Origin of the sequence: Geodermatophilus obscurus DSM 43160 (genome assembly GCF_000025345.1) — a bacterium.
Taxonomy (GTDB): domain Bacteria; phylum Actinomycetota; class Actinomycetes; order Mycobacteriales; family Geodermatophilaceae; genus Geodermatophilus; species Geodermatophilus obscurus.
In genome coordinates, this window is sequence record NC_013757.1 from 3,410,042 (window position 1) to 3,432,510 (window position 22,469).

19 protein-coding genes are annotated in these 22,469 nt (G+C 75.4%); 2 read left to right on the forward strand and 17 right to left on the reverse strand.

Annotation, left to right across the window (positions count from 1 at the left end; genetic code table 11):
• Positions 1-161: 161 nt before the first annotated feature.
• The 4 genes from GOBS_RS15905 to lspA all read right to left on the reverse strand — a co-directional run bounded on the left by GOBS_RS15905 (position 162) and on the right by lspA (position 3,059).
• Positions 162-587, reverse strand: coding sequence for a GNAT family N-acetyltransferase (locus tag GOBS_RS15905; RefSeq protein WP_012949281.1), 426 nt, complete (start codon positions 585-587; stop codon positions 162-164).
• Positions 588-660: 73 nt separating this feature from the next.
• The gene (locus GOBS_RS15910) at positions 661-1,455 is read right to left on the reverse strand and encodes a CPBP family intramembrane glutamic endopeptidase (RefSeq protein WP_012949282.1); all 795 of its coding nucleotides are present in this window, start codon (positions 1,453-1,455) and stop codon (positions 661-663) included.
• 31 nt (positions 1,456-1,486) lie between these two features.
• Positions 1,487-2,434 carry an RluA family pseudouridine synthase gene (locus GOBS_RS15915; protein WP_012949283.1) on the reverse strand — a complete coding sequence of 316 codons (948 nt, stop codon included), beginning with the start codon at positions 2,432-2,434 and terminating at the stop codon, positions 1,487-1,489.
• A 121-nt stretch (positions 2,435-2,555) separates the two neighbouring features.
• Positions 2,556-3,059, reverse strand: coding sequence for a signal peptidase II (lspA, locus tag GOBS_RS15920; protein WP_243697514.1), 504 nt, complete (start codon positions 3,057-3,059; stop codon positions 2,556-2,558).
• Between the two features lie 338 nt (positions 3,060-3,397).
• Between lspA and mqo the strand changes: the two genes are divergently transcribed.
• Positions 3,398-4,891 carry a malate dehydrogenase (quinone) gene (gene mqo / locus GOBS_RS15925; protein WP_012949285.1) on the forward strand — a complete coding sequence of 498 codons (1,494 nt, stop codon included), beginning with the start codon at positions 3,398-3,400 and terminating at the stop codon, positions 4,889-4,891.
• Between the two features lie 678 nt (positions 4,892-5,569).
• On the opposite strand, the gene GOBS_RS15930 is transcribed toward mqo, so the two are convergent.
• Positions 5,570-7,081, reverse strand: a complete 1,512-nt coding sequence (locus GOBS_RS15930) for a potassium/proton antiporter (protein ID WP_012949286.1) — start codon at positions 7,079-7,081, stop codon at positions 5,570-5,572.
• Between the two features lie 120 nt (positions 7,082-7,201).
• Here GOBS_RS15930 and ileS point away from each other — a divergent pair, with 120 nt between their 5' ends.
• The gene (ileS, locus tag GOBS_RS15935; RefSeq protein ID WP_012949287.1) at positions 7,202-10,357 is read left to right on the forward strand and encodes an isoleucine--tRNA ligase; all 3,156 of its coding nucleotides are present in this window, start codon (positions 7,202-7,204) and stop codon (positions 10,355-10,357) included.
• A 69-nt stretch (positions 10,358-10,426) separates the two neighbouring features.
• Here the strand turns inward: ileS and GOBS_RS25560 are convergent, their stop codons facing one another.
• From GOBS_RS25560 to ftsW, 12 genes are all read right to left on the reverse strand, one after another.
• The gene (locus tag GOBS_RS25560) at positions 10,427-11,215 is read right to left on the reverse strand and encodes a hypothetical protein (protein ID WP_049788327.1); all 789 of its coding nucleotides are present in this window, start codon (positions 11,213-11,215) and stop codon (positions 10,427-10,429) included.
• A gap of 55 nt (positions 11,216-11,270) precedes the next feature.
• Positions 11,271-11,993 carry a DivIVA-like cell division protein Wag31 gene (gene wag31 / locus GOBS_RS15945; RefSeq protein WP_012949289.1) on the reverse strand — a complete coding sequence of 241 codons (723 nt, stop codon included), beginning with the start codon at positions 11,991-11,993 and terminating at the stop codon, positions 11,271-11,273.
• 100 nt (positions 11,994-12,093) lie between these two features.
• Positions 12,094-12,393: a YggT family protein gene (locus GOBS_RS15950; protein WP_012949290.1), complete on the reverse strand. Its 300-nt coding sequence runs from the start codon at positions 12,391-12,393 to the stop codon at positions 12,094-12,096.
• A gap of 46 nt (positions 12,394-12,439) precedes the next feature.
• Positions 12,440-13,243 carry a cell division protein SepF gene (locus tag GOBS_RS29365; protein WP_012949291.1) on the reverse strand — a complete coding sequence of 268 codons (804 nt, stop codon included), beginning with the start codon at positions 13,241-13,243 and terminating at the stop codon, positions 12,440-12,442.
• A gap of 31 nt (positions 13,244-13,274) precedes the next feature.
• On the reverse strand, positions 13,275-14,015 hold the full coding sequence (locus GOBS_RS15960; protein WP_012949292.1) for a YggS family pyridoxal phosphate-dependent enzyme: 741 nt from the start codon (positions 14,013-14,015) through the stop codon (positions 13,275-13,277).
• Positions 14,016-14,241: 226 nt separating this feature from the next.
• Positions 14,242-14,973, reverse strand: a complete 732-nt coding sequence (gene pgeF / locus GOBS_RS15965) for a peptidoglycan editing factor PgeF (protein ID WP_012949293.1) — start codon at positions 14,971-14,973, stop codon at positions 14,242-14,244.
• 163 nt (positions 14,974-15,136) lie between these two features.
• Positions 15,137-16,429, reverse strand: a complete 1,293-nt coding sequence (gene ftsZ, locus GOBS_RS15970) for a cell division protein FtsZ (protein WP_012949294.1) — start codon at positions 16,427-16,429, stop codon at positions 15,137-15,139.
• 358 nt (positions 16,430-16,787) lie between these two features.
• The gene (locus GOBS_RS15975) at positions 16,788-17,372 is read right to left on the reverse strand and encodes a peroxidase-related enzyme (protein ID WP_041242368.1); all 585 of its coding nucleotides are present in this window, start codon (positions 17,370-17,372) and stop codon (positions 16,788-16,790) included.
• A 133-nt stretch (positions 17,373-17,505) separates the two neighbouring features.
• The gene (locus tag GOBS_RS15980; RefSeq protein WP_041241530.1) at positions 17,506-18,309 is read right to left on the reverse strand and encodes a cell division protein FtsQ/DivIB; all 804 of its coding nucleotides are present in this window, start codon (positions 18,307-18,309) and stop codon (positions 17,506-17,508) included.
• On the reverse strand, positions 18,306-19,775 hold the full coding sequence (gene murC / locus GOBS_RS15985; protein ID WP_012949297.1) for a UDP-N-acetylmuramate--L-alanine ligase: 1,470 nt from the start codon (positions 19,773-19,775) through the stop codon (positions 18,306-18,308). The genes GOBS_RS15980 and murC overlap by 4 nt, the downstream gene beginning before the upstream one ends.
• A complete protein-coding gene (gene murG / locus GOBS_RS15990) occupies positions 19,772-20,869 on the reverse strand; it encodes an undecaprenyldiphospho-muramoylpentapeptide beta-N-acetylglucosaminyltransferase (protein ID WP_012949298.1) in 1,098 nt (365 codons plus the stop codon). Before murG ends, murC begins: the two co-directional genes overlap by 4 nt.
• Positions 20,866-22,404, reverse strand: a complete 1,539-nt coding sequence (gene ftsW / locus GOBS_RS15995; protein ID WP_243697516.1) for a putative lipid II flippase FtsW — start codon at positions 22,402-22,404, stop codon at positions 20,866-20,868. The genes murG and ftsW overlap by 4 nt, the downstream gene beginning before the upstream one ends.
• Positions 22,405-22,469 lie beyond the last annotated feature (65 nt).

Consider the following 22,469-nt stretch of genomic DNA (forward strand, 5'->3'; position numbering starts at 1 on the left):
CGTGCGTGCCCGGCCGTCGGGGATCCGGCGGGCGACCGGCGGGGAAGACCGGCGGTGCTGTGGTCCGGGGGTGCGGGCCGGGGGCGACCCGATCCTCGCACTCCCGGAGGTCTACTCCGAGGCTCTGACAGAACGTGTCTCGCCCTCGGCGGACCGATCCGTCACACCAGCGGACGCCGCATCGTGACGTGCGCGATACCGGCCTCCTCGTAGACGTCGCCGACGGCGGTGTAGCCGGCCCGCTCGTAGAAGCCCCGGGCCGTGAGCTGGGCGTGCAGCTCGACCTCCGGCAGGCCCACGACGGCGGCCTGCCGGTGCAGCTCGGCGAGGACGGCGGCGCCGTGGCCACGCCCGCGGGCCGCCGCGTCGACCGCCATCCGCCCGATCACCGCCCGGCCGTCGCGCACGAGCAGCCGCCCGGTGGCCACCACGCGACCGTCCTCGTCCTCGGCGAGGGCGTGCACCGCGGTGGCGTCGTGCTCGTCCTGCTCCACCTCGGTCGGCACGCCCTGCTCCTCGACGAAGACGCGGGTGCGCAGGGCGGCCACCTCCGGCCAGTCCGCCGCCGTGGCGCGCCGGGCCCTCACGCGGCCTCCTCGCTGCGCTCGTCGGCGCGTCCGCGCCGCCCGGCTGCGTCCGTGCGTGAGCTCGCACGCCCGCTCACGTGGGCCTCCGGACGACGTCGGGCAGCGCGGACGCGGGCACCAGCAGGAAGCGCAGGTCGATCAGCGCGTGCAGGACGACGGGCAGCAGCAGCGACCCGGTGCCCAGGTACAGCCCCGCCATGACGCCGCCCAGGACGCCGGTCGTCACGATGCCGGCGACGCCCTGGTAGGCGTGCGCCAGCCCGAACGCCAGCGCGCCGGCCACCACCAGCACCGGCGTCGGCAGCTCCCCGCCGACCGCCGCCACCACGGCGAGGAAGAAGCCGCGGTAGAGCCACTCCTCGCAGACGCCGGCGGTCACCCCGACCAGCGTGAACAGCCGCCGCTCCGCCGTCGTCCGCGGCAGCAGCGCCAGGGTGGCGTGCACGGCCGGCTCGGAGTGCCGCCCCTCCCCCGGCCGGCGCAGCTCGGTCGCCGCCTGCGCCAGCGCACCCGAGCGCAGCGCCCGCGTGGAGACGACGACGAAGCCGAGGACGGCGACGGTGGCCGCGACGGCCAGCGGGCCGGGCCACGACTGCGGCCAGCGCAGGCCCACGGCGCCGGCGTCCACCCCGGGTGCCGACAGCCAGACCACCAGGGCGACCACCGCCAGGCCCCACTCCAGCACCAGCAGCCGGGCGTAGAAGGACCGCCGCGCGCCGGCGTCGGTGCGCAGGCGGCCCTCGAAGCGGCGGTGCAGCACGTGGCCGACGAACGGCTCCCCGACCACCAGGTAGCCGGCGACGACGACGGCGGACAGCGCGGCCGGGCCCCACTCGGTGAGCGAGCCGGGCAGCCCGACGGGAGTCACGGCCGAGCTCGCAGGCTCGCGCGCACGGGCGTCAGGACTCGGCGCGCAGGATGTCGAGCGCGCCGGCCAGGTCGGGCGGGAAGGGGCTGGTGAACTCCATCCAGTGGCCGTCGGCCGGGTGCGGGATGCCCAGCCGCGCGGCGTGCAGCCACTGCCGCGAGACGCCCAGCCGGGCGGCCAGGGTCGGGTCGGCGCCGTAGGTGGTGTCGCCGACGCAGGGGTGGCGCATCGCCGAGAAGTGCACCCGGATCTGGTGGGTGCGACCGGTCTCCAGCCGGATGTCGACCAGGCTGGCGGCCGGGAAGGCCTCGGCGACCTCGTAGTGGGTCACCGACGGGCGCCCGCCCTGGACGACGGCGAACCTCCAGTCGTGCTTGGGGTGCCGGTCGATCGGGGCGTCGATGGTGCCCCGGGAGGGGTCGGGATGGCCCTGGACGAGAGCGGCGTAGCCCTTCTCGACCGTCCGTTGCTTGAAGGCCGCCTTGAGCGCGGTGTAGGCCCGCTCGCTCTTGGCCACCACCATCAGTCCCGTCGTCCCGGCGTCCAGCCGGTGGACGACGCCCTGCCGCTCCGCGGCCCCCGAGGTCGAGACGCGGTAGCCGGCCGCGGCCAGCCCGCCGACGACGGTGGGCCCCTCCCAGCCGGGGCTGGGGTGCGCGGCGACGCCGACGGGCTTGTCGACCACCACGATGTCGTCGTCGTCGTGGACGACGGTCAGCCCCGGGACCGGCTCGGGTGCGGCCGACTCCCCCGGCGGCGGGGGCAGCTCGACCTCCAGCCAGCTCCCGCCGCTGATCCGGTCCCCCTTGCCGCGCACCCGGCCGTCGACGACCACCGCACCCGCGTCGGCGAGGTCGGCGGCCGCGCCGCGGGAGAGGCCGAAGAGCCGGGACAGCGCCTGGTCGACGCGCTGGCCCTCGAGCCCGTCGGGCACCGGGAGGGCCCGGTGCTGGCCCGCGGGAGTGCTCACGGCGTCCATTCTGACCGTCACGGCGACAGGTCCGGCGCAGTGCCGCCCGCGCGTGGTGAGGTACTGGAACGGCCCCGCGTCAGGGGCCCGCCCCGAGCGTGCGAGGGATGGGGCGACGCGGGGTCCTTCCTCAGTCGCGCGCCGGGGCGCCGCCCCCGGTGCTGCGGGTGCCGTCGAACTCGATGCCGCGCAGCGCCAGCACCACGCCGAGGACGCCGCCGCACACGATCGCCGAGTCCGCGACGTTGAAGACCGGGTAGAACTCGCCGTCCGGTGCGAACACCGAGATGAAGTCGACGACCCCGCCGCGCAGGAACCCCGGCTCGCGGAAGACGCGGTCGACGAGGTTGCCCACCGCGCCGCCGAGCACCAGGCCGAGCGCGACGGCCCAGCCGGTGGCGAACAGCCGGCGGGCGGTGCGCACGATGACCACCGCGACGGCGACCGCGATGAGCGTGAAGACGACGGTGAAGCCCTCGGCGAAGGAGAACGCCGCCCCGGTGTTGCGGGTGTGGGTCAGGTACAGCGCCCCGCCCAGCAACCGGATGTCCGCGCCGCGCTCGACGGTGGCGACGACGAGCAGCTTGGTGCCCAGGTCGAGGACCAGCACCACCAGCGCGAGCAGGAGCAGCAACCGGGTGCGGGGACGGCGTGCCGCGGTGTCCCCCGAGGCCGCGACGGCGCCGTCCTGGGGGTCGCCCGGTCCGTCCGGGGCGTCGCTGGGGCTGGGCAGGGAGGGCTCCTCGGTCGATGGCCTGGCGGTGGCCGGCGCGGCCGCTGGGCGCCGTCCTCCCGACGATAGCGGCGGCCGGGGGGAGCTCCTGCCGCCGTCGGCCGCGACCCGCAACCCGAGACGGTGTGACCCATCTCATGGCGCAGTGCGAGGCATCTCACCACGGAGGGTGACATGTTCGGATGTCCGCTGGTCGATGTTGGAGAAGCAGCACCCTCCCCCCGAGCCGGAAGGCCGTCGTGTCCACCGATCTCGCCCCAGCCACCGACCCCGACGTCGTGCTCGTGGGTGGCGGCGTCATGAGCGCGACCCTCGCGTCGCTGCTCGGCGTCGTCGCCCCCGACTGGAGCGTCACCGTCTTCGAGTCCGGGCCCGCGGTGGCCGGCGAGAGCTCCGGCCCGTGGAACAACGCCGGGACCGGTCACGCGGCCCTCTGCGAGCTCAACTACACGCCCGCCGGCCCGGACGGCTCGGTCGACGTCACCAAGGCCGTGACGATCAACGAGCAGTTCGCCGTGTCGCGCCAGTTCTGGTCGCACCTGGTCCGCTCGGGGCTGACCGGGTCGCCCAAGGACTTCATCACCCCCGTCCCGCACGTCAGCTTCGTGACCGGCGAGGCCGGCCGCTCCTACATGCGCACCCGCCACGCGGCGATGTCCGCCCAGCCGGTGTTCGAGGGGCTGGAGCACACGGACGACCCCGCCGTGCTGGCCGGGTGGGTGCCGCTGGTGATGGCCGGCCGCCCGGCCGACCAGGTGGTCGCCGCGACCCGCTCGGCCGCGGGCACCGACGTCGACTTCGGGTCGCTGACCCGGCTGCTGCTCGGCGCCGCCGAGGACCGCGGCGTCCACGTGCACGTCGACCAGCGGGTCACCGACGTCGAGCGCCGGGACGACGGCCGCTGGTCGGTGACCGTGCGCGACACCGTCAGCGGTGAGGAGCGCACCGTCCGCACCCGGTTCCTGTTCGTCGGGGCCGGCGGTGGCGCGCTGCCGCTGCTGCAGAAGGCCGCCATCCCCGAGATCCGCGGCTTCGGCGGCTTCCCGGTGAGCGGCATGTTCCTGCGCACCACCTCCCCCGAGCTGGTCTCCGCGCACCAGGCGAAGGTCTACGGCCAGGCCGCCGTCGGCGCTCCGCCCATGTCGGTGCCGCACCTGGACCTGCGCCTCATCGACGGCGACCACTCGCTGCTGTTCGGCCCGTACGCCGGCTTCTCGCCGAAGTTCCTCAAGGCCGGCTCGGTCTTCGACCTGCCGCTGAGCATCAAGGCGAACAACCTGGGCTCGATGCTGGGCGTGGCCCGCACCGAGCTGGCGCTGACCCGCTACCTGATCGGCGAGCTGCTCCAGTCGCGCAGCGCCCGGCACGAGACGCTCACCGCCTTCGTGCCGCTGGCCGAGCAGGCGGACTGGGACATGATCACCGCCGGCCAGCGGGTCCAGGTGATCAAGCGCGACCCGGCGACCGGGCGCGGTGTGCTGCAGTTCGGCACCGAGCTGGTCGTCGGCCGCGAGGGGACCATCGCCGGCCTGCTCGGCGCCTCCCCCGGCGCGTCGACGGCGGTCTCAGCGATGCTCACCGTGCTGGAGCGCTGCTTCCCCGACCGGATCGCCGCGTGGCGCCCGAAGCTGCAGGAGGCGATCCCCTCCTACGGCCGCCGGCTGAACGAGGACCCGGCGCTGCTGGCCGAGGTCCGCGCCGACACGATGCAGACCCTCGAGCTCAACGGCTGAGCCCTTCGTCGTGTGGGGCGCATGAGGAGCCGGGACGGCACCTGGCCGGGGTGGACCGGTCGCGGGGGCCCGGAGGGCCTCCCGACCGGGACACGGGCAGCGGCTCCGCGGCGGTCGGGGACGGCACCTGGCCGGGGTGGACCGGTCGCGGGGGCCCGGAGGGCCTCCCGACCGGGACACGGGCAGCGGCTCCGCGGCGGTCGGGGACGGCACCTGGCCGGGGTGGACCGGTCGCGGGGGCCCGGAGGGCCTCCCGACCGGGACACGGGCAGCGGCTCCGCGGCGGTCGGGGACGGCACCTGGCCGGGGTGGACCGGTCGCGGGGGCCCGGAGGGCCTCCCGACCGGGACACGGGCAGCGGCTCCGCGGCGGTCGGGGACGGCACCTGGCCGGGGTGGACCGGTCGCGGGGGCCCGGAGGGCCTCCCGACCGGGACACGGGCAGCGGCTCCGCGGCGGTCGGGGACGGCACCTGGCCGGGGTGGACCGGTCGCGGGGGCCCGGAGGGCCTCCCGACCGGGACACGGGCAGCGGCTCCGCGGCGGTCGGGGACGGCACCTGGCCGGGGTGGACCGGTCGCGGGGGCCCGGAGGGCCTCCCGACCGGGACACGGGCAGCGGCTCCGCGGCGGTCGGGGACGGCACCTGGCCGCGGTGTCGGCCGGTAGGCCGACGATGACTCAGTCCGCTCCCGAGGCGGTGCCGGTCTCACCGCGCCAGGTGGCCAGCCGGCCGGCGCGGCTGACCGCCCGCAGCCGCCGCTCGGCCTCCGCGCGCGACCCGCGCGCGGACACCAGCAGGGCCTGGTCGCCGCGCATGAGCCGGGTCGCCGGGCCGGGCACGAACGACCGCCCGTCCCGGACGATGAGGACCACCGCGGCGTCCTCGGGCAGCCGCAGCTCCGGCAGGTAGACACCGTGCAGCCGGGATCCCTCGGGCACGGTCAGCTGCATCAGCTCCGCGTCCAGCTCCTCCAGCGGTGCTGCCTCGACCTGCACGTCACGGGGCGTGACAGGGGTGGCGATCCCCAGGCGCCGCGCGAGCCACGGCAGCGACCACCCCTGGACGATCGTGAAGACGACGACCAGCACGAACACCGTGTCGAAGACGGTCGTCGCCCCGGGGACCTGCGCGGTCAGCGGGATGATGGCCGCCACGATCGGCACCGCCCCGCGCAGGCCCGCCCAGGAGATGAACACCTGCTGGGCCCACGGGAACCGGAACCACACCAGGCTGGCCACCACCGACAGCGGCCGGGCGAGCAGCAGCAGCGCGCCACCCACCACGAGCGCCGGGCCCACCGCGTCGGACAGCCGGCTCGGCGACACGAGGAGACCGAGCAGGACGAACAGGCCGATCTGCGCCAGCGAGGCCATGCCCTCGGCGAACCCGATGCTCGCCGCCCGGTGCGGCAGCGTGGCGTTGCCCAGCACCAGGCCGCAGAGGTAGACCGCGACGAAACCGGACGTGTGCGCCAGCGACGCCGATGAGTAGGCGAGCACGCAGAGCGCCAGTGTCGCCAGGGGGTAGAAGCCGGCCACGGGGAGCGCCACCCGGCGCAGCAGCGCGGCGCCCCCGAAGCCGATCCCGATCCCGATGACGGCGCCTCCGGCGAGCTCGGCAACCACCACCAGGCCGACCAGCCACCACGGCTGCGTCGTCGCCCCGGTGAGCGACTCGGCCAGCACGGTCACGAGCAGGATGACCGGAGCGTCGTTGAGGCCGCTCTCGGCCTCCAGGGAGGCGGCCATCCGCCGCGGGAGGGGCAGCCGCCGCAGGGTCGCGAAGACGGCGGCCGCGTCGGTCGAGCTGATGACCGCGGCGAGCAGGAGGGCGAAGCCCCAGTCGTAGCCGAGGACCAGGACGCCGACGGCGGCGGTCACCCCCACGCTGACCGCGACGCCGACGGTGGACAGCGCGACCCCGGGTCCGATCGCCCGGCGGACGTCGGCCCACCGCGTCGTGAGACCGCCCTCGGCCAGGATGATGACGAGGGCGGCGTACGCCAGCGTGTGGGTGAGGCGGTAGTCCTCGAACTGGACGCCGAGGCCGCTCTCGCCGATGGCCACTCCGAGGGCGAGGTAGAGCAGCAGGCTGGGCAGTCCCAGCCGATCGGCCAGGCGGAGCGCCACGGCCGCCACGAGGACCACGACCGCGCCCGCGGCGAGCGCGACGGTGACCGTCGTGTTCACCGCACGCCCCAGGTCACCTCCGCAGTCTCCCGTACGCCGACGTCAGGGCCGTCCCACGACCCGGCTGCGCTCCTGGGACGGCCGGCCGAACGCGGTGGCGGCCTCGGGGATGATGGAGGGGTGAGCTCACCCGGCCCCTTCCGCGCGCTGCCCCCTCAGGTCGACCTGCCCGCTCTGGAGCAGGAGGTCCTGGGCCGCTGGGAGGCCGACAAGGTCTTCGCCCGCACGCTGGAGGCCTCCGCCGGCCGACCGCAGTGGAACGTCTACGAGGGCCCGCCGACCGCGAACGGCCGCCCCGGCACCCACCACATCGAGGCCCGCGCGTTCAAGGACGTCTTCCCGCGCTTCAAGACCATGCAGGGCTGGCACGTGCCCCGCCGGGCCGGCTGGGACTGCCACGGCCTGCCGGTGGAGATCGCCGTCGAGCAGGAGCTGGGCTTCGCCGGCAAGCCGGACATCGAGCGCTACGGCATCGCCGAGTTCAACGCCCGGTGCCGGGAGTCCGTCGAGCGGCACGTCGCGGACTTCTCCGACCTCACCCGGCGCATGGGCTTCTGGGTCGACTTCTCCACCGCCTACTGGACGATGGACCCGCGCTACATCGAGAGCGTCTGGTGGTCGCTCAAGCAGGTCTTCGACAAGGGCCTGCTGGTCGAGGACCACCGGGTCGCGCCGTACTGCCCGCGCTGCGGCACCGGCCTGTCCGACCACGAGGTGGCCCAGGGCTACGAGTCCATCACCGACCCGTCGGTGTACGTCCGGCTGCCGGTCACCGACGGCGAGTGGGCCGGCAGGGCCGACCTGCTGGTCTGGACGACGACGCCCTGGACGCTCCCGAGCAACACCGCGGTCGCCGTGAACCCCGACGTCACCTACCTCGTGGCCCGCCGTGGCGAGGACACCCTCGTGGTCGCCGAGCCGCTGCTGGGCGCCGTCTTCGGGGAGACCGACGACGTCGAGGTGCTGGCCCGCACCACCGGCCGCGACTGGGAGCGGACGCACTACCGCCGTCCGTTCCAGCTGGTCGGCTTCCCCGAGGGCGAGGACGCGCACTTCGTCGTCCTCGCCGACTACGTGACCACCGACGACGGCACCGGGCTGGTGCACCAGTCCCCCGCGTTCGGCGCCGATGACCTCGCCGTCTGCCGCAGCTACGGCCTGCCTGTGGTGAACCCGATCGACGCGACCGGGCACTTCCTGGCCGAGATCCCGCTCGTGGGCGGCCACTTCTTCAAGGCCGCCGACGCCGCGCTGGTCGAGGACCTGCAGTCTCGCGGTGTCCTCTGGCGCGAGCAGCGATACGAGCACAGCTATCCGCACTGCTGGCGCTGCCACACGCCGCTCATGTACTACGCGCAGCCGTCCTGGTACATCCGCACGTCGGCGGTCAAGGACCAGCTGCTCGCCGAGAACGAGAAGACGCACTGGCACCCCGAGCACATCCAGTGGGGCCGCTACGGCGACTGGCTGCGCAACAACGTCGACTGGGCGCTGTCCCGCGACCGGTACTGGGGCACCCCGCTGCCGGTCTGGCGCAACGACGCCGACCCGGGCCGCATGGTCGTCGTCGGCTCGCTGGCCGAGTTGTCGGAGCTGACCGGCCGGGACCTGTCCGACCTGGACCCGCACCGGCCGTTCATCGACGAGGTGACCTTCACGCTGCCCGGCGAGGAGGGCACCTACCGGCGGGTGCCGCAGGTCATCGACGCCTGGTACGACTCCGGCGCGATGCCCTTCGCCCAGTGGGGCGCGCCGTACCGCAACCAGGCGGAGTTCCGGGCCGCCTACCCGGCGCAGTTCATCTGCGAGGCGATCGACCAGACCCGCGGCTGGTTCTACTCGCTGATGGCCGTCGGCACGCTGGTGTTCGAGCAGAACTCGTACGAGAACGTGCTGTGCCTGGGCCACATCCTGGCCGAGGACGGCCGGAAGATGAGCAAGCACCTGGGCAACATCCTCGAGCCCATCCCGCTGATGGACCGGCACGGCGCCGACGCCGTCCGCTGGTTCATGCTGGCCGGGGGTTCGCCGTGGTCGGCCCGCCGGGTCGGGCACGAGACGCTGTCCGAGGTGGTCCGCAAGGTGCTGCTCACCTACTGGAACACCGCCAGCTTCTTCACCCTGTACGCCGAGACCAACGGCTGGGACCCGACCTCGAGCCCCGCCCCGGCGCCGGCCGAGCGGCCGCTGCTGGACCGCTGGGCGCTGGCCACCCTGGCGGAGGTCACCGAGGGCGTCACCGCGGCGCTGGAGGACTTCGACACCCAGGGTGCCGGCCGGCTGATCGCGCAGTTCGTCGACGACCTGTCCAACTGGTACGTGCGCCGCTCGCGCCGGCGGTTCTGGGACGGCGACCCGGCGGCGCTGGCCACGCTGCACGAGGTGCTCGACGTGCTGACCCGGCTGATGGCGCCGTTCACGCCCTTCGTCACCGAGGAGGTGTGGGCGCGCGCGGTGGCGCCGGGGCGGACCGACGCGGTCGACAGCGTGCACCTGGCCTCCTGGCCGCAGGTGGACGAGGACGCACGGGACGCCGCGCTCGTCGAGCAGGTGGCGCTGGTGCGCCGGCTGGTCGAGCTGGGCCGCTCGGCGCGCACGTCGGCCAAGGTCCGCACCCGCCAGCCGCTGGCCCGTGCGGTCGTGGCCGCCCCGGGCTGGGCGGAGCTGCCGCGCGACCTGGTGGCCGAGGTCGCCGACGAGCTCAACGTCGCCGAGCTGATGGACCTCTCCGCGGTCGGCGGCGAGCTGGTCGACGTCAGCGTGAAGGTCGACTTCCGCGCCGTCGGCCGCCGGCTGGGCAAGCAGGTGCAGGCGGTGGCCAGGGCGGTCGCCGCCGCCGACGCGCCGGCGCTGGTGGCCGCCTACCGCGGCGGGACGGCGTCGGTCGAGGTCGACGGGGCGGCCGTGCCGCTGCAGGACGGCGACCTGGTCGTCACCGAGACCCCGCGCGAGGGCTGGACCGTGGCCAGCGGCGGCGGGCTGACCGTCGCGCTGGACCTGGCGCTGACCCCGGAGCTGGAACGGGCGGGCCTGGTCCGCGAGGCCGTGCGGCTGGTGCAGGAGGCCCGCAAGAACGGCGGGCTGGCGGTCAGCGACCGCATCGAGCTGTGGTGGACGGCGGACGGCGCGATGGCCCAGGCGCTCACCGAGCACGGCCCCCAGGTGGCCGACGAGGTGCTCGCCGTCCGGGTGCACGCGCAGCAGCCCGGGGACGGCGACGGCGTCGAGGGCCCGGCCGGCTCGCGGTTCTGGGTGGCCCGCGCCGGCACGCGGTGACGTCCTGGAACGGCCCCCTCCCGGGCCCCGCCCTGAGCTGGCGAAGGGTGGGGAGGAGGGGGTCCTTCCTCAGTTGCCGCGGGCGGCCTGGCGCCGGGAGCGCTCGGTGTCGGCGAGGTGCCGCACCGGGCGGCAGGTGGCGCACGGCGTGAACCCGTCGGCGCGCGCCTCGACCATGGGCAGGCCGACCACGTCGCGGCCGTCGAGGAACGGGCAGCCGGCCAGGTGGTAGCGCGGGTGCTCGTCGACGACCAGCACCTCGTCGCCGAGGTCGACCACGAGCAGCAGGTCGGTGACCTCGACGTCCTCCTCGCCGGGCTCTCCCGTCGTTGCGTCCGTGGGGCTCTCGCGGGGCTCGTGGGCGCCGCGCCGCGCCGGGATGTGCTCATCGGCGTGGCCGTTGGCCTCCGCGGTCGTCGGCGGGACGGTGGCGGGCGGCTCCTGGACGGACGGCTCCGGCTCGGGTTCGCCCTCCGGCATCCGCAGTGCCGTCGCACCCGCCGGCTCGGGTTTGGCCTCCGGGGCTCGCACTGCCGTCGCACCGGCCGGTGCGGCGGTGGCGGCCTCGGCAGGCTCGGGGTCCACGACCGGCTGCGGCGCGGTGTAGGGCGCCTCGGGCAGCCGCGTACCGGTCGCCGGGCCTGACGTCGTCGTCCCCGCTCTCGACGCGGACTCCGCCGCGCGCCGGTCGAAGTCGCCGGCCTCCCGGGCCATCCGCAGCCGGGCCACCACCAGCAGGACGGCAGCGAGCCCGCACGCCGCCACGCACCCCCAGTAGAGGGCGACGAGGCCGGCGACGATGCCGCCGACGAACAGTCCCAGGCCCAGCAGGACCAGCAGACCCGCAGCCAGGATCACCCGCCGACTGTAGCCGGGACCACAGCCGTCGACCCCCTCCACGGGCCGGGGGGCGCTAGGCGCTGGCGTGCTGGTTCTGCCGGCTGTTCGACGCCGGCTCCGCCGAGCCGCGGCTGTCGAGGTCGCGCAGGTGCGACTCGAGGTAGGACCGCAGCCGGGTGCGGTACTCGCGCTCGAAGGTGCGCAGCTCCTCGATCTTGCGCTCCAGGCTGCTGCGCTTCTCCTCCAGCGAGCCCATGACCTCGGCGTGGCGGCGCTCGGCGTCCTGGTCGAGGGCGGCGGCCTTGGCGCGGGCCTCGCGCTCCATCGTGTCGGCGCGGGTGCGCGCGTCACCGATCATCGAGTCGGCGCGCATCTTGGCCTCGCTGACCATCTGCTCGCTCTTGGCCCGCGCCTCGCTGACCATGCGCTCGCTGTTGGTCTTGGCCGAGACGACCATCTGGTCGGCCTGGGCCTTGGCCTCGTTGACGTACTTGTCGGCGGTCTCGGTGGCCAGGGCCAGCATCCGCGACGCACGGGTGCTGTCGTCCTCGCGCACCGGCGGAGGCGGCGGCGCGGCGACGGGCGCGGGCGCCGGGGGCTCCGGCACCTCGACGGCGCGCGCGGTGCGGCCGGTCGCGGAGCCCGAGCGCAGCTCGTTGTTCTCCTCGATCAGCCGGGCCAGCTCGGCCTCCACCACGTCGAGGAATGCATCCACCTCGTCCTCGTCGTAGCCCCGCTTGCCGATCGGCGGCTTCTTGAAGACGACGTTGTGCACGTCGGCAGGCGTGAGTGGCATCGACTTCACCTCGGGTCGGACAACGGGGACAGGGACGACGGCGGACGAGCGGACGGCCCCGGCCGGCCACCGGGACCCCCGCCCCGGGTGGGGACAGCGGTCACGCGGCGGCGATCGCGAGGCTGTTCACGATGCCACGCAGGATGTACACGGCGATCAGGAGCACCATAAACGCGAGGTCCAGGCGGATCGACCCCAGGTTCAAGGGCGGGATCACCTTCCGGATCGCCTTGAGCGGCGGGTCCGTCGTGGCGTACACGACCTCCAGACCCGCCGCCACCAGCCCCGACGGACGCCAGCTGCGCGCCAGCACCATCACCCAGTCGACGACGAACCGTGCGAAGAGCAGCACGAGGAAGACGAGCAGGACCGACGAGAGGATGTTCCAGAAGAGTGCCACGGTCCTCGCTCGTCCCAGGGCACCCGGGGTGCCGGTCGGTCCTGTGTCAGGCCTCGGGACGGGTCGCGAACCCACCTTCGCGGATCCGCGCCTTGTCCTCGGCCGTCACGTCGACGTCCTGCGGGCTCAGCAGGAACACCTTGTTCGTGACGCGCTCGATGCTACCGCGCAGCCCGAACGACAGACCCGCAGCGAAGTCCACGAGCCGCTTGGCGTCGGCGTCGTCCATCTCGGTGAGGTTCATGATCACCGGCTTGCCGTCGCGGAAGCTCTCGCCGATCTGGCGCGCCTCGTTGTAGGTGCGCGGGTGCAGCGTGGTGATCCGGTACGGCTGGGGCGCCGCGGCGGGCGCCGGCTCCGGCTCGGGCGTGGCGGCGACCGGCTCACGGACGGCGAGGCCGGCGGCCCCCACGGGACCGGACACGGCGGTCGCGGGGCTGGGCACCGATCCGATCCCGGCACCGGCCAGCCCGCCGAGGCGGGCGGCGCTGGAGCCACCGGGGCTGGGCGCCAGGCCGAGGTTGCGGTTGGCCGCGGGGCGGCGGGGCAGCGCCAGCGGCTCGGGGTCCGGCGCCGGCGGCAGGTCGGCCGGGAGGTCGGCGAAGCGGTCGTCGGCCCGGTAGTCGCCGTCGCGGTAACCGTCGCCCCGGTAGTCGGCGTCGTAGCGGTCCCCGACGTCGTAGCGGTCGTCGTAGCCGTCCTCGGCGGCGTACCGGGAGTACCGGCGCTCCTCGAGGCGGTCGTAGCGGTCGGCGTCCCCCTGCTGGGCGTCGTACCGGCCGTAGGCCCGGGCGTCGTCGTCCTCCACCAGCCCGAGGTAGATGCCCATCTTCCGCATGGCTCCGGCCATCAGCCCTGCCCCTCTTCGTCCGCGCGCGTGGTCACCCGGGCTGCTGGGACCCGTGTGACTGGTGTGACTCGTCCTGCCCGGAGGCTAGGGGCCGCGTCCCGAACAGCGCGGTTCCGACACGCAGGAGCGTGCTGCCGGCCGCCACGGCCTCCTCGAGGTCGGCGCTCATTCCGGCGGAGAGGTCCAGCGCCTCAGGGTGGTCGGCGCGGACCCGCTGGGCGAGCGCCGCCAGGCGACCGAAGGCGGGGCCGGGCGCCGCTCCGCGCGGGGCCACCGCCATGAGCCCGCGGAGCGCGAGGCCTTCCTCGGCGGCGACCGCGTCGGCCAGCGCCGGGACCTCGGCCGGGTCGGCCCCGCCGCGGGCGGCCAGCTCCCCCTCGGGGCCACCGAGGTCGACCTGCAGGAAGACCTCGACCGGCCGTCCGGTCTCGACGCCGACCCGGGCGAGGGCGCGGGCCAGCGAGAGCCGGTCGACCGAGTGGACGACGGCGCCGAGCCGGGCGACGGCGGCGGCCTTGTTGCGCTGCAACTGGCCGATGAAGTGCCAGCGCAGGGGCAGGTCGGCCAGCTCCGCGGCCTTGCCGGTGAGCTCCTGGGCGCGGTTCTCCCCGAAGTCGGCCTGCCCGAGTGCGGCGAGCTCGCGGACGGCGTCCGCCGGCCAGGTCTTGCTCACCGCGAGCAGGCGCACCTCGGCGGGGTCGCGGCCGGCGGCGCGGGCGGCGGCGGCGATGCGGTCACGGACGGCCTGCAGGCGGTCGGCCGGGGAGGTCACGAGCGCGATCCTCCCCCGTGCCGTGCAGGACCGCGGCTCCCGGTCGGCCGCGACGTCGGGGACCGGGTCGAGTGCGACGTACTCGTGGCGATCCGGCCCCGATGACCACGGATCCGGCGCACCGGGCACTGCAGGGGCCCGGCCCGAGCGACAACGGAGGGTGGGCTGAGTGGCCGCCCTGCAGGGTCCCGCCGCGAGCCTGCGGGCGGTGGGGGCAGGGTTGTCCCTACCCGATCCAGACCACGCCGGCCTGGCGGCCCGTGACGCCGTCACGGCGGTGGGAGAAGAGGAGGCGGTCCTCGACGGTGCACCTGGGGTCGTGCACAACCTGCCCGACGCCGGCGCCGCGCAGCACCTCGGCGAGCCCGGCCCGCAGGTCCAGTCCCGGCGTCCCCCGGCGGGTGCGGACCGCGGCGGCCGGCGCGACGCGGGCCACCTCGGCCTGCATCGCCCGGGGCACCTCGTAGCAGGTGCCGCAGACGGCCGGGCCGAGCAGCGCGGTGACGTCGGCGGGGCGGCTGCCCAGCCGCGCCATGGCGGCGAGCGTCGCGGGGACGACGCCCTGCCGGACGCCTTCCCGCCCGGCGTGCACCGCGGCGACCACACCGGCGGCGGAGTCGGCGAGCAGCACCGGCACGCAGTCGGCGACGAGCACGCAGAGCACCAGCCCCGGCGTGCGGGTGACCACGGCGTCGGTCCCGGCCAGCGGGCCGTCGACCGGCCCGTCGACGACGGCGACCCGCGTGCCGTGGACCTGGTCCATCCACACCAGCCGGTCGGCGGCCACGCCGAGCTCGCGGGCCAGCCGCTCCCGGTTGGCGGCCACGGCGACCGGGTCGTCCCCGACGTGGCTGCCGAGGTTGAACGAGTCGTAGGGAGACACGGACCGGCCGCCCCGCCGGTCGGTGACGACCCGTCGGGGTCGCACCGCCTGCGAGGCGGCCGGAGCGGAACTCACAGTGCGGCCCCCGCGCAGGGGCCCGCCGCGGCCCCGTCCCGGGTCCCACCCTGAGCTGGCGAGGGGTGGGGAGGACGGGGTCCTTCTCCGGTGGGGAGCACGGGCGGCCCTCCTGCAGGAGCCCGCAGCGAGCCTGCGAGCTGTGGGGGGCAGGAGGGTCCCCTCACTGGCGCAGGAACTCCGGGATGTCGAGCTCCTCCTCGAAGTCCTCGTTGGACAGCGGACGCCGGCCCGCGGCGGCGGCGTTCGCGTTGGCGCCGGGGACCGGCGGCAGCGGCGGCACGGTGATCCCGCCGCCGCCCGCGGCCGCGCGGCCCGGCAGCTGCGAGGTCGACGGCGGGTTCGGCTGCGCCTGCGGCGCCTGGGACTGCGCCGAGGGGACCAGCCGCTCCCCTGTCGGGACGCCGCCCACCGGCTGCGGGTGCACCGGCATCCGGGGGGCCGTCGGCGGAGCCACCGGGGCGGCGGCCGGGACCGAGGCGATGCCGGTGTCCTTGCGACCCGCCGGCTTGCCGCCGTCGAAGCCGGCGGCGATGACGGTCACGCGCACCTCGTCACCGAGGGCGTCGTCGATGACCGCACCGAAGATGATGTTGGCGTCGGCGTGCGCGGCGTCGGAGACCAGCGAGGCGGCCTCGTTGATCTCGAACAGCCCGAGGTCCGAGCCACCGGAGATCGACAGCAGCACGCCGTGGGCGCCCTCCATCGAGGCCTCCAGCAGCGGGCTGGCGATCGCCTGCTCGGCGGCCAGCAGCGCCCGGTTGTCACCACGCGCGCTGCCGATGCCCATGAGGGCCGACCCGGCACCCGACATGACCGACTTGACGTCGGCGAAGTCCAGGTTGATCAGACCCGGCGTCGTGATCAGGTCGGTGATGCCCTGGACACCGGACAGCAGCACCTGGTCGGCGGTCCGGAAGGCGTCCATGACGCTGACGTTCCGGTCGCCCAGCTGCAGCAGCCGGTCGTTGGGGATGACGATGAGCGTGTCGCACTCGTTGCGCAGCTCCTCGATGCCCGACTCGGCCTGCACGGCCCGCCGCTTGCCCTCGAAGGAGAACGGGCGGGTGACCACGCCGATGGTCAGCGCGCCGAGCTTGCGGGCGATCGAGGCGACGACCGGCGCACCGCCGGTGCCGGTGCCACCGCCCTCGCCGGCGGTCACGAAGACCATGTCGGCGCCCTTGAGCACCTCTTCGATCTCCTCACGGTGGTCCTCGGCGGCCTGCCGGCCGACGTCGGGCTGCGCGCCGGCGCCGAGCCCGCGGGTGAGCTCACGGCCGACGTCGAGCTTGACGTCCGCGTCGCTCATCAACAACGCCTGCGCGTCGGTGTTGATGGCGATGAACTCGACCCCCTTGAGGCCGACCTCGATCATGCGGTTGACCGCGTTCACCCCGCCGCCGCCGATGCCGACGACCTTGATGACCGCGAGGTAGTTGTGCGGAGGTGTCATGTGGGGCTCCCGACCTCGACCCTCATCCTCAAGTAAAGCCTTATAGTTATGTCAACTGGGTCGACGCGCACGAAGTTAGGTGGGTGCTCGCGGGCGCTACAAGCACCGACCCGGGCCCGGCGTGTCGGACACGCGAGTCCCCACCGATCTCGCGCGACGCAGTGGTCACACCTGAACCACGAGGGGTGACGACCCGCGCGGGAACCGTCTCATGTGCAGGTCGAGAGCCGTGACATGCCCGTATCGGGAACTCGCCCAAGTGATCTGCGGTGTCGGGCGTGTCGCGGACCCGCGCGTGTCGTCGCAGGAGGGCGCCGGACACGGTGCGGCGCCGGTTGGCGACCCAGCGCAGTCCCGGCTACCGGCGGGGGACGCGACCCAGCAGGAAGAACTCCTCGTTCGGCGGGATCGCCGCCCAGTGCGCCAGCCGGTTGGACAGCGCGAACAACGACACGATCGCGCCGACGTCCCACACGTCGTCCTCGGTCAGGCCGTGGCCGCGCAGCCGGTCGAGGTCGGCGGCGGTGACCGCCACCGGCTCCACCGCCAGCCGGACGGCGACCTCGAGGACGGCGCGCAGCCGGTCGGACACCGGCGCCTTGCGCCAGTCCACGGCGACCTGGTCGGCGAGGTAGGGGTCGCGGGCGCGGATCCGGGCGATGGCCCCGTGGGCGACGACGCAGTACAGGCAGTCGTTGGCCGCGCTGGTGGCGACCACGACCAGCTCCCGGTCGGCCGTGGACAGCCCCGGCGTGTCCTTGTCCATGAGCGCGTCGTGCAGCGCGAAGAAGGCCGCCGCCTCGGCCGGGCGCCAGGCCAGCGCGGCGAAGACGTTGGGCAGGAAGCCCGAACGCTCCTCCACCTCGGCGTAGCGCTCGCGCAGCTGCTCGGGCAGCTCGTCGCGCGGGGGGACGGGGAAGCGGCTGACCGGCCCGGTGCTCACCGGGCCACCCTGCCCCGCCGCGCGTGCCGCGGCCAGCGGGAGGACCACCCTGCACGGCCCCCACAGGATCCCGCCGGCCCCGTCCAGGGCACCGCCCCGAGCTCGCGAGGGGTGGGGAGGACGGGTCCTCCTGCTAGCGGAGGACGACCGCCGAGGGGGTGCTGACGTCGATGGTGTCGGCCGGCGCGAGGTTCCCGGCCTGCAGCTGGCCGAGCAGCGCGACGAGCGCATCCGCCTTCGCGCCGGCCTCCTCCGCGCTCCCCCACAGCACGGTGGTGCCGTCCTCGAGGGTGAGCGTGACGTCCTCGGCGCTGGTCGCCCGGGCGTCGGCCAGGTCGACGCGGACGTCCTCCGGCAGCACGACCAAGGCGGCCAGCGCGGCGCGCGTGGCGGGGTCCTCGGGTCCGGGGTCGGCCACCTCGAGCGGCACCACGCCGACCGGCGGGTACCCCGTGACCGTGTCGAAGAGGACGCCGTCGGCGTCGACCAGCGAGCGGGTCCCGGACTCCTCCACCTCCGCGACCGGCACCCGTTCCACCACGGTGACGACGACGCTGCGCGGCCAGCCGCGGGTCACCTCGACGCCGGCCACCTGCGGCAGCCGGGCGACCCGGGCCTCGGCGGCGTCGACGTCGACCCGCAGCAGCGGCGTCCCCTCGGCGATGCCGGCGACGTCGACGACCTCCGCCGCGGTCAGTGTGCCGGCGCCGTCGACCCGCACGTCGGCCACGGCGAGCACGGGACTCCCCCACAGCAGCCAGGCCAGCAGGCCGAGCACCGCGGTGGCGACTCCGCCGCGCAGCAGCAGCCGTCGTCGCCGATCGGCCGGGGTGTCCCGGCGTGACCTCCGCCGGGCGGCCGGACGGCGGCGCTCGACACCGGCCCGCGAGGACCCCCCGCCTGCGCGGTCGCTGGTGGTGGTCCCCGAGCGGCTCACCGCGGGGGACCCCCCGGGTCGCCACCGGCCGGCGAGCCGGGCGGCGCCAGCCGGGCCCGCAACGCCTCGAGGACCTCCGGGCCGACCATGGACACGTTGCCGGCACCCATGGTGATCACCAGGTCGCCGGGGCCGGCCCGGTCGGCCAGCGCCGGGGCCGCGGCCGACCAGGACGGCTCGAAGTGCACCCGCTCGGCCGGCAGGGCGACCGCGTCGGCGACCATCGCGCCGGTGACGCCCGGGACCGGGTCCTCACGGGCGCCGTAGACGTCCATGACCACGACCTCGTCGGCCAGGCCGAGGGCCGTACCGAACGCGGCGGCGAACTCCCGCGTGCGGCTGTACAGGTGCGGCTGGAAGGCCACGACCACCCGGCCGGTGCCAGCGACCGCCCGCGCGGCGCGCAGCTGCGCCTCGACCTCGGTCGGGTGGTGGGCGTAGTCGTCGTAGACCCGCACCCCGCCGACGGTGCCCTTGAGCTCGAAGCGGCGGTGCACCCCACCGAAGCGGCCCAGGCCGCTGATCAGCCCCTCGGCGGGCAGGCCGAGCTCCAGCCCGGCCAGCAGCGCGGCGGCGCTGTTGCGGGCCATGTGCTCGCCCGGCACCCGGATCGGCACCCGGCCGAGCACGTCGCCGTCGAGGACGGCGGTCCAGGCGGTGGTCTCCGGGCCCACCTCGACGTCGACCAGCCGCAGGTCGCTGTCCTCGGCGGTGCCGTAGGTGCGCACGCGGGCCGGGGTGGGCACGGTGCGCAGCCGCGCCGAGCCCGGGTCGTCGGCGCACAGGACGACGAAGCCGGCCGGGTCCAGCGTCTGCAGGAACCGGTCGAAGGCCGCCTCGACCGCGGCCAGGTCGCCGTAGTTGTCCAGGTGGTCGGCCTCGACGTTGGTGACGATCGCGCCGTGCGGCGCCAGCAGCAGGAAGGAGCGGTCGCTCTCGTCGGCCTCGGCGACGAAGACGTCGCCCCCGCCGGCGTGCGCGTTGCTGCCCGACTCGTTGAGGTCGCCGCCGATGGCGAAGGAGGGGTCCACGCCGCAGGCCTGCACCGCGACGGTGAGCATCGAGGTGGTCGAGGTCTTCCCGTGCGTGCCAGCCACGGCGACGCTGCGCTTGCCGGCCATCACCGCGGCCAGCGCCACCGCACGCGGCAGCACCCGCAGGCCCCGCTCGCGGGCGGCGGCGAGCTCGGGGTTGTCCTCGCGGATGGCGGTGGAGACGACGACGGTGTCGGCGTCGCCCAGGTGGGTGGGGTCGTGGCCGAGCTCCACCCGGGCACCGAGCGCGCGCAGCGCCAGCAGCGTCGGGGTGTCGCGGCGGTCGCTGCCGGAGACCGGCACGCCGCGGGCCAGCAGGATGCGGGCGATGCCGCTCATCCCGGCGCCGCCGATGCCGACGAAGTGCACCGCGCCGAGCTCCTCCAGACTCGGCACCGGGTCGGCCCAGGCCGCCACCGCAGCCGCGCTCACCGGGCCACCTCCAGCACGATGTCGGCCAGGCGCTCGTCGGCGTCCCGGGCGCCGGCGGCCGCGGCGTGCTCGGCGTACCGGGCCAGCGTGGCCGGGTCGGTGACCATCGGGATGACGTGCTCCTCGATCCAGGACGGCGACAGGTCCGCGTCGTCCACCAGCAGTCCTCCCCCGGCGTCGACGACGGGCAGGGCGTTGCGCCGCTGCTCGCCGTTGCCGATGGGCAGCGGCACGAACACCGCCGGCAGCCCGACCGCGGACAGCTCGGCCACGGTGACCGCGCCCGCCCGGCACAGGGCCAGGTCGGCGGCAGCGTAGGCGAGGTCCATGCGCTCGAGGTAGTCGACGACGGCGTAGGGCGCCTGCCCGGGTGCCCGCGGGGGGACGGTGACGTCGGTGTTCTTGGGGCCGCGGGCGTGCAGCACCTGCACCCCGGCGGCGGTGAGCGCGTCGGCGGCGCCGACCGCGGCGCGATTCAGCGAGGCCGCGCCCTGCGACCCGCCGAAGACCAGCAGCGTGGGCCGGTCGGGGTCCAGGCCGAAGGTCGCGCGGGCCTCGGCGCGGCGGGCGGGGCGGTCCAGCGTGCTGATCGCCGTCCGCAGCGGCATGCCGACGTGCGCGGCGCCGCGCAGCGGCGTACCGGGCACGGTGACGGCGACCCGCTCGGCGACCCGCGCGCCGACGCGGTTGGCGAGGCCGGGCAGCGCGTTCTGCTCGTGCACGACGACCGGCACCCGCTCGCGGCGGGCCGCCAGGTAGGCCGGCAGCGCCACGTAGCCGCCGAAGCCGACGACGACGTCGGCGGACAGCTCGCGCAGCAGCGCCCGGGTCTCGGACACCGATCGGGCCACCCGGCCGGGTACCCGCAGCAGGTCGAGGGTGGGCTTGCGCGGCAGCGGCACCGGCGGGATCAGCCGCAGGTCGTAGCCGCGGGCGGGGACCAGCCGGGTCTCCATGCCGCGGGCGGTGCCGAGGCAGGTGACGCGCAGGCCGCCCTCGATCGCGCCGCGGCGCAGCAGGGCGTCGGCGAGGGCGAGCATCGGCTCGATGTGGCCGCCGGTGCCGCCGCCGGCCAGGACGACGCTGACGCTCACCGTGGCCGCCGCGGCTGCTCGGGGGCGGTGGCGCGGGCCCGGGGCGGCGGCTGCCGGCGGGCCTCGGGGATCCGGCCGCGGCCGTCCGCCGTCCGCCGCTCGCGGGCCGGCACCCGCTCGCGCGGGGCGCGCTCCCCCGGCGGGACCGGGACGACGCGGGCGACGGTGCGGGCACCGGAGCCGGCGGAGCGACGCGCGGTTCGCTCGGGCGTGCGGCCGGAGTCCTCGACCGGCCGCCCGGGACGGCGGGCGCGGCGCGAACCCACCGGGTCGACGGTCTGCTCGGGCACCGGCAGCAGCCAGCGGGACAGCCGGTTGCGGTCGGCCCGGCGCAGGTGCTCGACGGCCTCGGGCTCGGAGCGGGCGAAGCGGATGAGCAGCCCCACGATGAACAGGGTGAGCACCAGCGAGGTGCCACCGGCGGAGACCAGCGGCAGCGTGAGGCCGGTGACCGGCAGCAGACCCACCACGTAGCCCATGTTCAGGGCCGCCTGCCCGACCAGCCACACCGTGATAGCGACGCAGGCCAGCTGCACGAAGCGGTCGGCCGTGCGGCGGGCGATCCGGAAACCGGCGTGGGCGAGCAGGCCGTAGAGGGTGACCACGACCAGGCAGCCGAGGAAGCCGAGCTCCTCGCCGATGATCGCGAAGATGTAGTCCGACTCCGCCTCGGGCAGCAGGTTCCACTTCATCGCGCTGTTGCCCAGCCCGACGCCCCACAGCCCGCCGGTCGCCAGCGCGTAGAAGCCGCGGATGGCCTGGAAGCCGGTGTCGGAGGGGTCGGCGAAGGGGTCGAGGAACGAGGTGACCCGCTCCATGCGGTATGGGGCCACGGCGACCATGAGCGCCACGGCAGCCGCGCCCGCGACGAAGAAGCCGGCGAACCAGCGGGGCGGCAGGCCGCCGGCCCACAGCAGGCCGACCAGCACCAGGCCGAGGCTGACGACCCCGCCGAAGTCCGGCTCCAGGTAGAGCAGGAACGACAGGAGGCCGAACACCGGCACCAGCGGCACCAGCAGCGTCCTGACGGTGAGGAAGCGGTCGCGCACCGCCAGGATGTGCGCGCCCCACAGGGCGAAGACCAGCTTGGCCAGCTCGGAGGGCTGGAAGTTGGTGAAGCCCAGGTCGATCCAGGCCCGGGACCCGTTGAGCTCCATGCCGATGCCCGGCACGAGCACCGCGACCAGCAGCGCCGCGGCGACGAGCAGGCCGATCGGGGCCCAGCGGCGCACCAGGCCGACCGGCAGCCGCACCGCCACCAGCAGCGCGACGAGGCCGAGGACGGCGAAGACGACCTGGTCGACGCCGGGCCGCCAGGCGGGCTGGTCGTTGAGCGCGGCCTCGATCGCCGAGGCGGAGAACACCATGACCAGGCCGATGGCCAGGAGCATGCCGGCCGCGCCGACGACCAGCTGGAAGCTGGTCATGGGGCCGTCGAGCCAGGCCGGGGGCGCGAACCGGCGGACCGGCGTCCTGCGCCCGGTCGGCCCGGTCCGGCGTCGCCCGGGTGCGGTCGGGACCCCGGTGGACTCCATCCGGCCATCGTGGCCGCCGGGGCGGGTCTCCCGGCGGACCGTCGGGGCGTGTCGCAGCAGCCTGT